Source organism: Bacillus sp. JJ1521, assembly GCF_036965165.1.
Classification (GTDB): Bacteria; Bacillota; Bacilli; order Bacillales; family Bacillaceae_L; genus Ferdinandcohnia.
The window spans coordinates 22,024-36,795 of sequence record NZ_JBALOX010000036.1 but is presented as its reverse complement, the minus strand read 5'-3'; the positions used below and the strand labels follow the sequence as shown (position 1 = coordinate 36,795).

Genomic DNA, 14,772 nt, shown 5'->3' with positions numbered 1-14,772 from the left:
TTATGAATGTTTCATTAAAAAAACCATTTATATCAATGGATTTAAGAAAAAAATAATGAAAATAATAAAAATTATCTTGCAATTTCGACATAGTTTTAATAGAATTTTAAATAGATTAAGAGAAAAGGAAGTTTTCACTCTTTAGAGTATATTAACTCAATTTTAAAAATTGACTTGTATTTGTAATCTTTCTGTAATAAAATTTAGGTGATTCTTTTGTCAGATAATTTAGTTCGTTTTACACTTTAAAGCTTTACTCTGGTAAAATAAGAGATTACTAGAAATTTTTGGTTGATATTTCTCTAAATATATTATATTTTGAATAATGAGTGAACTTTTTTAGTTCCGGTAAGGAAGGTGAACCTAATTTATGGCTACATTACTAGAAGTGAAAAATCTTAAAACATACTTCTACAAAAAGAAAACAGTAATACCTGCCGTAGATGGCGTTGATTTGAAAATAAATAAAGGTGAAACCTTAGCAATAGTAGGTGAGTCTGGATCTGGTAAAAGTATTACCTCGCTTTCAATTATGAAGCTTGTACCGAGTCCACCTGGAAAAATCGTAGAAGGTGAAATCATTCTTGATGGTAAAAACCTTGTTGATTTATCCGAAGCTGAAATGTGTAAAGTTCGTGGAAATGATGTATCAATGATTTTCCAAGAACCAATGACATCACTTAACCCAGTTCTTACTGTTGGAGAACAAATAATTGAAGTGCTAATGTATCACCAAAAAATGTCCAAAGCAGAAGCAACTAAAAAAGCAATTGAAATGTTGGAGTTGGTTGGTTTCTCTAGGGCAGCGGAATTAATCAATGATTATCCACATCGTCTCTCAGGTGGTATGCGCCAAAGGGTCATGATAGCGATCGCAATGAGTTGTAACCCGAAACTTTTAATTGCGGATGAGCCTACAACCGCACTTGATGTTACGATACAAGCTCAAATACTTGACTTAATGAAAGACCTAAGTCGTAAATTTGATACTTCAATTCTATTAATCACACATGATTTGGGAGTCGTGTCAGAGGTAGCGGATAATATCGTAGTTATGTACGGTGGCCAGGTTGTTGAGCAATCACCAGTTGCAGATTTATTTGATGAACCACTACACCCATACACAGTTGGATTGATGAACTCGATACCTGCATTAGAAGGTGAAATTGGACGCCTTCAATCAATCGAAGGAAACGTACCATCACCTGAAAATATGCCGAAAGGATGCAGATTTGCTCCGCGTTGTTCAAAGGCTTTTGACCGCTGTTTTGCAGAAGCACCTCAGCTAAAACAAATGGGTAAAGACAGAGCAGTTCGCTGTTTCCTATATGATGACGAGGGGGCAAAAGCATGATTTCAACAAATGAAGAAAAAGTCAAGGCATCGCAAGAAAATAGTAATATCATCCTTGAGCTTCAGGATGTTAAAAAATATTTTCCAATCAAAGCTGGTCTATTGCAGCGTAATGTAGGTAATGTTAAAGCGGTTGACGGCATTAGCCTCCAAATTAAAAAAGGGGAAACAATTGGACTAGTTGGAGAGTCTGGATGTGGGAAATCAACAACAGGAAGAACAATTATCCGATTGTACGAACCAACTGATGGAAAAATTATTTTTAAGGGTAAAGACATCACACATATGTCAGAAAGTGAGTTAAGGAAATCTGTTCGAAGAGACATTCAAATGGTATTCCAGGATCCTTTCGCAACTCTTAATCCTAGAAAGACTTTACGCTCTATTATTAAAGAACCATTAATAACTCATAAATTATACACCGCTAAAGAACGAGAAGAGAAAGTAAAAGAATTAATGGAAACTGTTGGATTGAACTCATCCTTTATCAACAGATATCCACATGAATTCTCGGGTGGACAGCGTCAAAGAATCGGTATTGCAAGAGCACTCGCTTTAAATCCCGAATTGATTATCGCTGATGAACCCGTATCAGCACTTGACGTGTCGATCCAAGCACAGGTTATTAATTTAATGGAAGATCTTCAAGAAGAATTTGGACTAACGTACATCTTTATCTCACATGACTTGAGTGTTGTAAGACATATAAGTGATAGAGTGGGAGTTATGTATTTAGGTAGAATGATGGAATTAGCTAATAAAGAAGATTTATATGCTGAACCACTTCATCCATATACACAAGCTTTATTATCGGCAGTACCAGTTCCTAAAAAAACAGGCTTGATAAAAAGGGAACGAATTGTACTTAAAGGAGAGCTTCCAAGCCCGTCAAATCCGCCAAGTGGCTGTGTGTTCCACACACGATGTCCAGCTGCAACCGATATTTGCCGCCAGTTAGTCCCAGAATTTAAGGAAGTCAAACAAGGGCATTTTGTTGCATGTCACCTTTACGAATAAAGGTGGCTGCACAGAATATATATAGATTCTTTGAAGGGAGGAGATGCAACCTTAGAGGGATCAATTTACGCAGTAAAAACTAAAAATTCTAACAAAATGATAGGGGGAAACAAACATGAAGTTAAGAAAAAGCTTATGGCTATTTTTAGTCCTAACACTTGTAATGTCACTTTTCTTAGCGGCTTGTTCAGGCGGCGATAAAGCTGGTACTGACACGCAAAAAGAAGAGCCTACAAAAGAAGAACCTGCAAAAGAAGAACCAAAAAACACTGATCCAGTCGATGGTGGAGATCTAGTAGTTGGATCTGCTGGTAGCCCAACATTATTCAACCCATATTTCTCAACTGACACAGCTTCAAGTGATATTGAAGGATTCATTTACAATGGATTAGTAAAAGTTAACCTAGACCTTGAGGTAGAAAATGACCTAGCTGAAGATATCCAAGCTTCAGACGATGGTTTAGAGTATACTGTAAAACTTAAGCAAGGTGTTAAATTCCATGATGGAGAAGAAATGACAGCTGATGACGTTGTATTCTCTTATGGATTGATGAAAAACCCAGATGTAGTTTCTGAGCGTAAATCAAACTTTGAAAGCATGGAAAAAGTTGAAAAGATTGACGACTACACTGTTAAATTTACATTAAACAAAGTAGACGTAACATTCTATCCAACAACTTTAAGCTATTCTGTATTACCTGAACATATCTTAAAAGATGTACCTGCTGGTGAATTACATGAAAATGAGTTCAACACTAAGAGCCCAATCGGTACTGGTCCATTCAAGTTCGTTGAGTGGAAAGATGGAGAATATGTAAAAGTAGAAGCATTCCAAGACTATTTTGAAGGTCGTCCACACTTAGATACAATCACTACACGTTATGTAGCTGATGCAAACGCACTTATTGCTGCATTACAAGCTGGTGAAATCGATATGTACAATGCATTTCCAGGAACTGAAATTGATACTGTAAAAGCAATTGATGGTACTAAAGTTGAAAATGGTTTAGCATTATCTTACACATACCTTGCATTCAACCAAAAAGATGATAGATTCAAAGACAAAAAAGTTCGTCAAGCATTTACACACGCTGTAAACAAACAAGCAATTGTTGACAGCATTATGAATGGTGCTGGTCAACCTGCTAACGCTCCTGACAGCCCATTAATGTGGACATATAATGATGATGTACCACAATTTGAATATGATTTAGAAAAAGCAAAAGCATTACTGAAAGAAGCTGGATGGGAAGATACGAACGGTAACGGTATCGTTGATAAAGATGGCAAAGAAATGTCATTCTCTATCAAAACAAACCAAGGTAACAAAGTCCGTGAAGATATCGCTGTAGTATTACAACAACAATTTAAAGAAATCGGTGTTGAAGCAAAACCTGAAATCGTTGAATGGTCTGCATTCATTGATGCAGTTTCTGCTCCAAACTGGGATTACGAAGCTATGATTCTTGGTTGGGCTTTATCAACATTCCCTGATCAATATGACATCTTCCACTCATCTCAATCTGCTGAAGGCTTAAACATGACATGGTATAGCAATCCAGAAGCAGATAAGTTAATGGAAGAAGCAAGACAAACAACTGACATTGAGAAGTATAAAGAGATTCACAAAGAACTATACCAAATTCTTGTAGAAGATCAAGCTTACACATACCTGTATTATCCTGAAGAATTCCGTGCTATGCCGGAAGAATTACAAGGTTATGAGTTCCACTCAAGATCACCATTTTACAATGTGCACAAATGGTGGTTACAACCTGCAAACTAATAAAAGCAAACAATCATGATAGATGCAGAGGGAAGGGTAAATTTTCCCTTCCTTCTTTCTTTTTAAAAACCGAAAATTCCTAGATATATGTATCTAGATTAAACATAGACTTTTAAACTTATTAAAATGTGAAGGAGAAATAGCTATGGTCTCATATATCATCCGTCGAACTTTAATGGCTATTCCCCTATTATTAGGAATTACCATCATTTCATTCGCGATTATGCATATGGCTCCTGGAGACCCAACTGCACTAATGATGGATCCTAATATTAGTGCAAAGGATCGCGAAATTGTTATGGAGAAATATGGTCTTAATGACCCCATCCATATTCAATATTTAAAATGGGTAGGAAATATGGCTCAAGGTGATTTTGGTAATTCAATTATTAATAAAGGTCGTGATGTATCTGAATTGATATGGAATCGATTGCCGAACACACTCTTGTTGATGGGAGTATCCACGATATTAGCCATCGCTATTGCAATACCATTTGGTGTAATCTCAGCAGTACGCCCGTATTCTAAAATTGACTATACAGTTACTGTTTCCTCATTTTTAGGACTTGCTATCCCAAATTTCTGGTTTGGATTAATTTTAATTATGGTTTTCTCTGTTCACTTACACTGGTTCCCAGCTTCAGGTACGCAAACACTGAATTCAGCATTTAGTATTTGGGATCGTATCCATCATTTAATATTACCTGCATTCGTTTTAGCAACAGCAGATATGGCTAGTTTAACAAGATATACCCGTTCAAGTATGATCGAGGTTGTTAACCAAGACTATATGAGGACTGCGAGAGCAAAAGGCTTTAGAGAAGGAAAAGTAATCTTAAAGCATGGATTACGAAATGGTCTTATTCCGGTTATTACGATATTTGGAATAATGATACCAAGTTTTATCGGTGGTTCCGTTATTGTTGAATCTGTATTCGGTTGGCCGGGACTTGGTAAATTATTTGTTGATTCTGCCTTTCAACGTGATTATCCAATCGTTATGGCAATAACAGTTATTTCCTCCGTATTAGTAGTAGTAGGAAATCTTATAGCCGATATTCTGTACGCTATCTTTGATCCGAGAATTGAATACTAGAGGGGGGAAAGAAGGATGGCACAACCTAATTTAGCACCAGGAAACGAAATAGAACTTCAAGGTTTAAGTTCAAAGGCAGACACTATGATGAAAATAATGACTCGTAAGTTCTTTAAAAATAAGCTTGCGGTTATCGGTGCAGTGCTATTGGTTTTTATTATCTTATCAGCGGTATTTGCACCATTACTAACGCCATATGATCCGGACAAACAGGATTTATTCAAGCGATTAGTAGACCCTAGTAAGGAACATTTATTAGGTACAGATACATTTGGACGCGATCTTTTAACTCGATTATTGTATGGAGCAAGAATTTCATTATTAGTTGGGTTTGCTTCAGTTGCTGGGGCAATTACGATTGGTACAGCACTTGGTGCAATTGCAGGATATTTTGGTGGTATTGTTGATGCAATGATCATGAGATTTGTAGATATCATGCTTTCGATTCCTCAAATTTTCTTGCTAATCACGCTTGTAACAATTTTTAACCCAGGTGTTGACAAGTTAATCCTTATTTTTGCACTTACTGGGTGGACGACCACTGCCAGATTGGTACGAGGTGAGTTTTTATCATTACGTGGTCGTGAATTTGTCTTAGCATCTAAAACAATTGGAACTAGAAGTTTTACAATTATTTTCAGAGAAATTCTACCTAACGCAATGGGTCCAATCATTGTTGCAGCAACATTAAATGTTGGGGGAGTTATTTTGGCAGAATCTGCGCTTAGTTACCTTGGATTAGGTATTATGCCACCAACACCGAGTTGGGGGAATATGCTTCAAGGAGCTCAGAGTATTACAATCATGCTTAATCAGTGGTGGGTTCCAACAGCTCCAGGCTTAATGATCCTAATTACTGTACTATGCTTTAACTTCGTAGGAGACGGACTTCGTGACGCCCTAGATCCAAAAATAAATGAGTAAAAAGCCAAGACGCCTTCTTGGCTTTTTCTTTTGGTCATAAATTTGTACAATTGTTTTTTGTCATCTTTTGTAAGCTTGGACCATAAATTATAGTAAGTATATGGGACGAGCGGGTGGTTCACTTGAAAATGCATTTTTATCATAGTTTTATTGAATGGCATACAGATGGGTAGGGCTTTTTTATATTTAGTTGGATTTGGGCTAGCGGTTTCTGGAGGCATTACGACTATTGCTTATTTAAACCTAACGACAATGGGGCTTTCTTTTTTAGAGTACCTACAATTTATTAGCAGGCGATTTGAATGTCATCTTGTTGTGGTGGGCTTAGCGATGATTTGGATCAGTATATACTTTCCGTCAAAGCCATCTGGAAAGGAATAACAAGGATAAGTATTTTCTAACAATACAAGAATATTTTGGAATAAAATTTCCTCCTTCTGCCTATACTGTTGACAAACAGCTTTGAAGTGAGGGGTAATAAATGTTGTTTCTTCATGATATTTGGGTAAATTGGTTTGAAGGTGAAGAAAATGGTTACAACGTTTGCCACTTCCATGAATGGCGCAAGGATGATAGTGTTGAACTGTTAGACCAGGTACCTTTGCTAAAAATTGAGTCTCCATTGTTTAACTACATTGAAAATGATTTAATGGAACTACCTCAGCAACTACTTATGGATGTTTATCAAAAAGCGTATGTTCGTAAAAATCATGAACGAATTCAGCAAGATTATTGTTTTGTTGTAACAGACGGTCATGGAATTATAGCAATAGATACAATTGGTTATAATATCCCGATTCGAAAAAGTCGACTAATTCCTCGTCAGGAACAACTCGTTTATGAGATGGTGAGTGGCCATGAAGCAATTCCTTATACCTTTGACAGTAAGGATAACACAAAGAATAAGGAATACCACATTTTATCTCCATCACCTATTGAAATGGCAGGCCTAACCCGTAAGGAAAGGCAGCTAAAGCAGCTTTTATTTATGGCGTTAGATCAGTTAGCATCAACGAAAAATGTGGCAGAAATCAGATACTGGTATACGGAGTGGAATCCTTCGAGATACCGGGAAATTCAAGAAATGCAGTTTGAGGAAGTATGGCAAAACCTCTATGAAGAAACCAGAAACGGTTGGACAGGCAAACATGTTCAACTATGTGAAAACCTAATTAAAGGTCAACCATTTTTTGAAAAGCTATGGGAAATTGAGCATGAATCAAAGGTTTAACTTTATTCAGATGAGGCCAAAAGCCCCAACTGGATAAAGTTAGGGCCTCCGGCGGATGCCACAGATTTTTTAGAGGAAGTTTTTCGAGCGAGTAAGATCAATGACTAAAAACGCTACTTCCTGTGGGCCAAAAATTCTGGGCGCAAATACGCCAGAGCGTATTTGATTAAGAGGATTTGTTTTCGAACAAATCCTCTTTCCTTTTTCTTATTTTCTCTTTCTTCCTAGACCCATGGCATTTTCCATTTTTTTAACGGTTTTGCTTGCCACTTTATGTGCTTTTTCTGCACCAGCATCTAGGATTTCATCCAATTTTGATGAATTCAGGAAGTCATAATATCTTTCTTGAATTGGGCGAATTTCGTTCAATACAACCTCTGCAAGGTCCGCTTTAAAATCCCCATATCCTTTTCCTTCATATAATGCTTCGATCTCCTCAATTGATTTCTGACTGAAATTTGAGTAAATGGTTAGAAGGTTCGAAATACCTGGTTTGTTTTCCTTGTCATATTTCACAATACCCTCTGAATCAGTTACAGCACTTTTAATTTTTTTCTCAATTTGCTTTGGATCATCAAGAAGAGCGATGTAGGCTTTCGGATTTGGATCAGATTTACTCATTTTCTTTGTTGGATCTTGTAATGACATAATTCTTGCGCCTTCTTTAGGAATTCTGGCATCAGGAATTGTAAATATTTCACGGTATTTTTTATTGAATCTTTCTGCAAGATCACGAGTTAACTCAATATGTTGCTTTTGGTCCTCACCAACAGGTACAAGGTCCGCATTATATAATAGAATATCTCCAGCCATAAGAGGTGGATATGTTAACAATCCAGCCACAACGGCTTCTTTTCCTTGTGATTTATCTTTAAATTGTGTCATTCTCTCGAGTTCTCCGATATATGAGACACATTGCAACATCCAACCAGCTTGAGCGTGTGCTGGAACTTCTGATTGAATAAATAGTGTTGCTTTTTCTGGATTAAGCCCAACTGCCAGATATAAAGCAGCTAAGCTTTTTATGTTTTTACGTAATTCTAATGCTTCCTGTGGCACTGTAATCGCATGTTGGTCCACTATACAATAGAAGCAATTATATTCATTTTGTAATTCAACAAATTGTTTCATTGCTCCGATATAATTTCCTAATGTTACTGAACCACTTGGCTGAATACCTGAAAAAATAGTTTGCATCTTAATTCTCTCCTTTTTTTAGACAAAATAAAAAACCATCCGCACCTAACAATTAAATGTTAGGGACGAATGGTTACCGCGTTGCCACCCTAGTTATTTTACTCGAATGTGAGTAAAATCTCTCGTATCCTTGTAACGTAAGGAAATCGTCTTAAGCCTACTTCATTTTTCAGCAAAGATGCTCAAAAGTCCATTCCATATGCTCCATTACCTGTTCACACCAACCACAGGCTCTCTGTTAGAGGAAATCCATTAAATGGTCTTCATATGTACTACTCTTTTTCATCGCGCATTATTCATATTATTTTTATTATATTCTTTTCAAACTAAATTGCAAGTATTGAAGAAAAAATTAATAGACAAAGGGACAGAATGCGCATAAGAAGATGCGTTTTGAAACAACATAAGTAGCGTATATCTTTACATATTTGGGAGGTAATCNNTAATCTGTTTGAAAAAAATTTCTTGGCTATTAACTATACTTTTCGCGAGCGCTGTCGTTCTTTCCGCCTGTGGAACATTTAATAAAGGGGAAGAAAAAGGCGGAGGAGCAACAGGAGAAGAGGTTAAGCAAGAACTAAGAATAAATATTAGTTCTGAACCTCCTACATTACACCCTGGTTTAGCAACCGACTCAACATCCGGGGTTGTACTGAACCATGCTTTTGAAGGTTTAACTCGACTTAATAAAAATGGGGAACCAGAAGAGGCTATGGCAGAAAAAATTGATGTATCAGAAGATGGCAAAACATATACCTTCACGCTTCGTGATGCCAAGTGGTCAAATGGTGATCCTGTTACTGCACATGATTTTGAATATGCGTGGAAATGGGTACTAGTCCCTGGAAATCAATCGGACTACGCTTCACAAATTTACAACTATATTGAAGGGGCAAAAACTGCATACGACACTCCAGATATATCTATCGATAAAATGGAGAATGTTGGTGTAAAGGCTACTGATGATAAAACCCTGGAGGTTAAATTAGTTAACCCAACTGCTTATTTCTTAGAATTAACTGCTTTTTATACGTATTATCCTGTAAACAGTAAAATAGCAAAGGACAATCCAGATTGGGCTAATCGAGTTGATGAATCATATGTCTCTAACGGACCATTTGTGATTGCAGACAAATCAGCAACGATTACTCTTAATAAAAATAAGGACTATTGGGATGCGGGTTCTGTAAAGCTCAATAAAATTACAATGGATATGATAAATGATCCGAGTACAGAGTATCAAAGTTTCAAAAAAGGAGAATTGGATTGGGCTGGGGCCCCAATGTCTGCCTTACCAACAGATGTTATTCCAACTTTAGACAAAGAAGGAACACTTAAAAAAAGCACAATCGCAGGAACGTATTGGTACAAGTTTAATATTAAAAAAGAGCCTTTCCAAAATGTAAATCTACGCAAAGCTTTATCCTATGCTATAGATCGTAAAGCGATAGTAGAAAATGTTGCTCTCGGGGGTCAAATCCCGGCAATGGCTTTGGTTCCAGCAGCAATTCTTAAAGAAAATGAAAAAGGATATTTCAAGGATAACGATGTTGACGCGGCAAAGGAACATTTACAAAAAGCTTTAGATGAACTTGGATTAACTGATGTTTCCCAACTGCCACCAATCGCCCTTTCATATAATACTTCAGAGGGGCATCAAAAGATTGCACAAGCAATCCAAGATATGTGGAGAAAAAATTTAGGGGTAGATGTAACACTTAACAACGCAGAGTGGACCGTTTTTCTTGATAATGTGGACACAGGTAATTTCCAAATTGCGCGTACTGGTTGGTTGGCTGATTTCAATGATCCAGTAAACTTCCTAGAAATTTATACAGTGCCAGCTGGTAACAATGATACAGGTTGGACAAATGAGAATTTTAATAATCTTCTTGCCCAGGCTGCCAAAGAAACAGACAAGGACAAGCGTATTGGACTACTAAAGGAAGCTGAACAAATAGTAATAAGTGAAATGCCAATTGCACCAATCTACTTTTATACAAACAACTGGGTTCAAAATGACAACCTAAAAGGAGTCGTTATTTCCCCATTGGGAGATGCTCAATTTAAGTGGGCTTATTTTGAGTAATTCAAAATAGGTAATTACTAATAAAGAACAAAAAACAAGGTATATAGTTGCCTATATACCTTGTTTTTTGAAAAAGACTTAGGTGATTGCAATGGGAGGTATACAAAGTGGCCATCTACATAATTAAGAGAATACTCTATATGATCGTATCACTCATCTTGATTGTAACCGCCACATTTTTCTTAATGCAAGCGGCTCCGGGAGGCCCATTTACAAAAGAAAAGGAAGTGCCTCCAGAAATTGAAGCAGCACTAAATGCCCATTATGGTTTGGATCAACCACTATATAAACAGTATTTTGATTATTTAGGCGATGTTGCCAAATGGGATTTTGGTCCATCCTTCAAATACAAGGCAATGACAGTGAATGAAATCATCAATAATGGATTTCCGATATCCCTATTTTTAGGGATTGAGGCCATTCTTATAGCTATAGCAATTGGCGTTGTTTTAGGTGTAATTGCAGCCCTTTATCATAACAAATGGCAGGATTATTCAGCGATGATTGTTGCAGTGTTGGGGATTTCTGTTCCAAGCTTTATTTTAGCTACAGTATTGCAATATATTTTCGCCATTAAGTTAGACCTTTTTCCGGTTGCGAGATGGGAATCCTTTATGCATACCATTTTGCCCGCAATTGCGCTGGCAGCTTCACCAATGGCCTTTATTGCACGATTAACTCGTTCAAGTATGCTTGAGGTATTGAGCAATGATTACATAAAAACAGCTCGTGCTAAGGGATTAGCTCAAGGTACGATCACGATGAAACATACGATCCGTAATGCGATGCTTCCTGTTGTTTCATACATGGGACCGTTAACAGCAGGAATTTTAACGGGTAGCTTTGTAATTGAAAAAATCTTTGGAATACCTGGATTAGGGGACGAATTTGTAACGAGTATCACAAACCGTGATTACACCGTGATTATGGGAGTCACTGTCTTTTATAGTATCTTACTCTTGATTTCTGTTCTCCTTGTCGATATTTTGTACGGATTTATTGATCCTCGCATCAAGCTATCTGGAGCGAAGAAAGGAGAGTAATTTATGCAGAATATTCCAAAGGAAATGTTTGCGCCATCGACCATTAATGAGAATGAAGCGGAAAAAATTTCAAAACCAAGTTTATCGTTTTGGAAGGATGTCACTTCTAGATTTAAGAAGAACAGGCTTGCATTAGCAGGAGTCGTTCTATTAATCCTTTTATTATTAATGGCAATTATTGGTCCAATGATGAATGAATTTGATTATCGAACAACAGACCTTGCCCACGCCAATGAAGCACCATCTGGTGTGCATTGGTTTGGTACAGATGAACTTGGGAGAGATGTATTCACAAGAACATGGCAAGGAGCAAGGATCTCGTTATTTATTGGATTAGCCGCTGCGGTTATTGACCTAGTTATTGGGGTTTTATGGGGCGGTATTTCCGGGTATATGGGCGGTAAAGTCGATGAATTTATGATGAGATTTGCAGATATTTTATATGGAGTACCATACTTGTTATTAGTTATTTTACTAATGGTTATTTTAGAGCAAGGGTTAGGTACGATGATTCTTGCGATGACGATTACTGGCTGGATCAATATGGCGCGGATTGTAAGAGGACAAGTCTTGCAGTTGAAGTATCAGGAATATGTACTTGCAGCCCAAACGCTAGGTGCAGATGTTAAGCGCATTATGTTTAAGCACTTAATTCCGAATTCCATGGGTCCGATCTTGGTCACGATGACGTTAACGATCCCAAATGCAATTTTCACTGAATCCTTTCTAAGTTATCTTGGCTTAGGTGTTCAAGTTCCACTTGCGAGTTGGGGAACGATGGCTTCAGAGGGATTACCAGCTTTTGAATACTATCCATGGCGTTTGTTCTTCCCAGCTACCTTAATCTGTATCACAATCTTTGCTTTTAACGTAATAGGCGATGGAATGCGAGACGCATTAGACCCAAGGATGCGCAAGTAAGGGAGTGAGTCAATGGAAAAGTTATTAGAAGTAAAAGACCTTGAAGTCGCTTTTCAAACCTATGCGGGTGAAGTAAAAGCTGTCCGCGGTGTTAATTTTGATTTATATAAGGGTGAAACACTTGCGATTGTTGGAGAATCGGGATCAGGTAAAAGTGTAACCTCGCAAACAATCATGAAGCTTATTCCGATGCCTCCTGGAAAAATCACGAAGGGACAAATCCTTTTCGATGGTGATGATCTTGTTCCAAAAACGAATAAGGAAATGGAGAAGATTCGTGGGAAGGATATTGGCATGATCTTTCAGGACCCGATGACCTCTCTTAATCCAACAATGAAGGTCGGCATGCAGATTATGGAGGTTTTAATTAAGCATCAAAATATGTCTAAAGGAAACGCAAAGGACCGTGCAATTGAGCTACTAAGATTAGTCGGAATTCCTAGCCCAGAGAAGCGAGTAAACCAATATCCACATGAATTTAGTGGTGGAATGAGACAGCGTGCAATGATAGCCATAGCATTAGCTTCTAGCCCGAAATTATTGATTGCAGACGAACCTACCACGGCATTGGACGTAACCATCCAAGCACAAATATTGGAACTAATGAAGGACCTCCAAAAAAAACTAGAAACATCGATCATTTTTATCACCCATGATTTAGGCGTCGTTGCAAATGTCGCAGATAGGGTTGCTGTCATGTATGCAGGGAAAATAGTTGAATACGGTACTGTTGATGAAATATTTTATAATCCAAAGCATCCTTATACATGGGGATTATTGTCGTCTATGCCAAGTCTAGATAATGATGCTCAAACAGAACTTTTGGCAATACCAGGGTCACCACCAGACCTTACAAATCCTCCAAAGGGAGATGCGTTTGCGCCAAGAAATCGTTTTGCAATGAAAATTGATTACGAAATGGAACCGCCAATGTTTAAGGTTTCGGATACACATTATGCTGCAACATGGCTACTTCACCCTGATGCACCAAAAGTAGAGCCGCCCGAAGCGGTAAAACGTCGAATGAAAAATTTCTCATCCGAAAAGCAACACAGAAAGGATGATGAATGAAATGGCTGAAAAACAAAAATTAGTTGAAATTAAAAATTTAAAGCAATATTTTAATGTTGGAAAACCAAATATAGTCAAAGCAGTGGATGGAATTACGTTTGATATATACAAAGGAGAAACATTAGGTCTAGTGGGAGAGTCTGGATGTGGAAAATCAACCACTGGAAGAACAATCATACGGTTGTACAATGCTACCGGTGGCGAGGTTATTTTTAACGGAGAAAATGTTCACGGGAAAAAATCCAAAAAAGACTTGAAAAAGTTTAACCGAAAAATGCAAATGATATTTCAAGACCCCTATGCTTCTTTAAATCCGAGGATGACCGTTGCAGATATTGTGGCCGAGGGTATAGACATTCATGGGCTTGCCAAAAACAATAGTGACCGAATGGAACAGGTATACTCACTTTTAGAAACAGTTGGTTTAAACCGTGAGCATGCAAATCGGTATCCACATGAATTTTCTGGGGGACAACGTCAGAGAATTGGAATCGCTCGTGCACTTGCGGTGAAACCAGACTTTATTATCGCAGATGAACCAATTTCTGCCCTTGACGTATCTATTCAAGCACAAGTCGTCAATCTGATGAAAAGGCTCCAAAAAGAAAAAGGATTGACATACTTATTTATTGCTCATGATTTGTCGATGGTAAAATACATTAGTGACAGAATAGGAGTTATGTATTTCGGTAAAATTGTTGAGCTAGCTGAGGCGAATGATTTATATTCAAACCCCATACATCCATATACCAAATCATTGTTATCAGCAATTCCACTGCCAGATCCGGATTATGAACGAAATCGAAAAAGACTTATTTATGATCCAAAAGAACATGGATACTCAGAAAATGAGGAGATCAAACTCCATGAAATAAGACCAGGACATTTTGTTGCGTGCTCAGAAAAGGAATACAAAGAGTATAAAGCAAAATATAGCTAAACGGCCCCAATACTAGGGCCTCTTTTTTTTGTCCACATTTACCATTAATATTGAAAAGGATAATAAGAAGACTATAAATATAAGACAAACTGGCTCATACAATT

General features: G+C 37.4%; 13 protein-coding genes and 1 other annotated feature. Of the genes, 12 read left to right on the top strand and 1 reads right to left on the bottom strand.

What is annotated here, in order from left to right:
* The first annotated feature begins 370 nt into the window (after positions 1-370).
* From V7147_RS06575 to V7147_RS06545, 7 genes are all read left to right on the top strand, one after another.
* Complete coding sequence (locus tag V7147_RS06575; protein WP_335367055.1) at positions 371-1,354, top strand: ABC transporter ATP-binding protein; 984 nt, start codon at positions 371-373, stop codon at positions 1,352-1,354.
* Positions 1,351-2,370 (top strand): ABC transporter ATP-binding protein, encoded by a 1,020-nt coding sequence (locus tag V7147_RS06570; protein WP_335367054.1) that lies wholly within the window; start codon positions 1,351-1,353, stop codon positions 2,368-2,370. The genes V7147_RS06575 and V7147_RS06570 overlap by 4 nt, the downstream gene beginning before the upstream one ends.
* Before the next feature lie 115 nt (positions 2,371-2,485).
* On the top strand, positions 2,486-4,156 hold the full coding sequence (locus V7147_RS06565) for a peptide-binding protein (RefSeq protein WP_335367053.1): 1,671 nt from the start codon (positions 2,486-2,488) through the stop codon (positions 4,154-4,156).
* A gap of 145 nt (positions 4,157-4,301) precedes the next feature.
* Positions 4,302-5,252, top strand: a complete 951-nt coding sequence (locus V7147_RS06560; RefSeq protein WP_335367052.1) for an ABC transporter permease — start codon at positions 4,302-4,304, stop codon at positions 5,250-5,252.
* A gap of 15 nt (positions 5,253-5,267) precedes the next feature.
* Positions 5,268-6,176: an oligopeptide ABC transporter permease gene (gene opp4C, locus V7147_RS06555; protein WP_335367051.1), complete on the top strand. Its 909-nt coding sequence runs from the start codon at positions 5,268-5,270 to the stop codon at positions 6,174-6,176.
* A gap of 165 nt (positions 6,177-6,341) precedes the next feature.
* The gene (locus V7147_RS06550; protein WP_335367050.1) at positions 6,342-6,557 is read left to right on the top strand and encodes a hypothetical protein; all 216 of its coding nucleotides are present in this window, start codon (positions 6,342-6,344) and stop codon (positions 6,555-6,557) included.
* Positions 6,558-6,657: 100 nt separating this feature from the next.
* Positions 6,658-7,407, top strand: a complete 750-nt coding sequence (locus tag V7147_RS06545) for a YjbA family protein (protein ID WP_335367049.1) — start codon at positions 6,658-6,660, stop codon at positions 7,405-7,407.
* A 207-nt stretch (positions 7,408-7,614) separates the two neighbouring features.
* Here V7147_RS06545 and trpS read toward each other — a convergent pair whose 3' ends face one another.
* Positions 7,615-8,604, bottom strand: coding sequence for a tryptophan--tRNA ligase (trpS, locus tag V7147_RS06540; protein WP_335367048.1), 990 nt, complete (start codon positions 8,602-8,604; stop codon positions 7,615-7,617).
* A gap of 58 nt (positions 8,605-8,662) precedes the next feature.
* Positions 8,663-8,899 (bottom strand) — a binding site (T-box leader).
* Between the two features lie 156 nt (positions 8,900-9,055).
* Between trpS and V7147_RS06535 the strand changes: the two genes are divergently transcribed.
* The 5 genes from V7147_RS06535 to V7147_RS06515 all read left to right on the top strand — a co-directional run bounded on the left by V7147_RS06535 (position 9,056) and on the right by V7147_RS06515 (position 14,668).
* Positions 9,056-10,693, top strand: a complete 1,638-nt coding sequence (locus tag V7147_RS06535) for a peptide ABC transporter substrate-binding protein (RefSeq protein ID WP_335367047.1) — start codon at positions 9,056-9,058, stop codon at positions 10,691-10,693.
* Positions 10,694-10,800: 107 nt separating this feature from the next.
* Positions 10,801-11,736 carry an ABC transporter permease gene (locus V7147_RS06530; protein ID WP_335367046.1) on the top strand — a complete coding sequence of 312 codons (936 nt, stop codon included), beginning with the start codon at positions 10,801-10,803 and terminating at the stop codon, positions 11,734-11,736.
* A gap of 3 nt (positions 11,737-11,739) precedes the next feature.
* Positions 11,740-12,657, top strand: coding sequence for an ABC transporter permease (locus V7147_RS06525; RefSeq protein WP_335367045.1), 918 nt, complete (start codon positions 11,740-11,742; stop codon positions 12,655-12,657).
* A gap of 12 nt (positions 12,658-12,669) precedes the next feature.
* Entirely contained in the window at positions 12,670-13,728 is a 1,059-nt protein-coding gene (locus V7147_RS06520; RefSeq protein WP_335367044.1) for an ABC transporter ATP-binding protein, read from the top strand.
* A gap of 1 nt (position 13,729) precedes the next feature.
* A complete protein-coding gene (locus tag V7147_RS06515) occupies positions 13,730-14,668 on the top strand; it encodes an ABC transporter ATP-binding protein (RefSeq protein ID WP_335367043.1) in 939 nt (312 codons plus the stop codon).
* Positions 14,669-14,772 lie beyond the last annotated feature (104 nt).

What these genes read in the sequence shown, in the direction of transcription:
- V7147_RS06515 (WP_335367043.1), top strand. Translation starts at nt 13,730, where the DNA reads ATGGCTGAAAAACAAAAATTAGTTGAAATTAAAAATTTAAAGCAATAT.
- V7147_RS06575 (WP_335367055.1), top strand. Translation starts at nt 371, where the DNA reads ATGGCTACATTACTAGAAGTGAAAAATCTTAAAACATACTTCTACAAA.
- V7147_RS06520 (WP_335367044.1), top strand. Translation starts at nt 12,670, where the DNA reads ATGGAAAAGTTATTAGAAGTAAAAGACCTTGAAGTCGCTTTTCAAACC.
- V7147_RS06570 (WP_335367054.1), top strand. Translation starts at nt 1,351, where the DNA reads ATGATTTCAACAAATGAAGAAAAAGTCAAGGCATCGCAAGAAAATAGT.
- V7147_RS06550 (WP_335367050.1), top strand. Translation starts at nt 6,342, where the DNA reads ATGGGTAGGGCTTTTTTATATTTAGTTGGATTTGGGCTAGCGGTTTCT.
- V7147_RS06545 (WP_335367049.1), top strand. Translation starts at nt 6,658, where the DNA reads ATGTTGTTTCTTCATGATATTTGGGTAAATTGGTTTGAAGGTGAAGAA.
- trpS (WP_335367048.1), bottom strand. Translation starts at nt 8,604, where the DNA reads ATGCAAACTATTTTTTCAGGTATTCAGCCAAGTGGTTCAGTAACATTA.
- V7147_RS06565 (WP_335367053.1), top strand. Translation starts at nt 2,486, where the DNA reads ATGAAGTTAAGAAAAAGCTTATGGCTATTTTTAGTCCTAACACTTGTA.
- opp4C (WP_335367051.1), top strand. Translation starts at nt 5,268, where the DNA reads ATGGCACAACCTAATTTAGCACCAGGAAACGAAATAGAACTTCAAGGT.
- V7147_RS06525 (WP_335367045.1), top strand. Translation starts at nt 11,740, where the DNA reads ATGCAGAATATTCCAAAGGAAATGTTTGCGCCATCGACCATTAATGAG.
- V7147_RS06560 (WP_335367052.1), top strand. Translation starts at nt 4,302, where the DNA reads ATGGTCTCATATATCATCCGTCGAACTTTAATGGCTATTCCCCTATTA.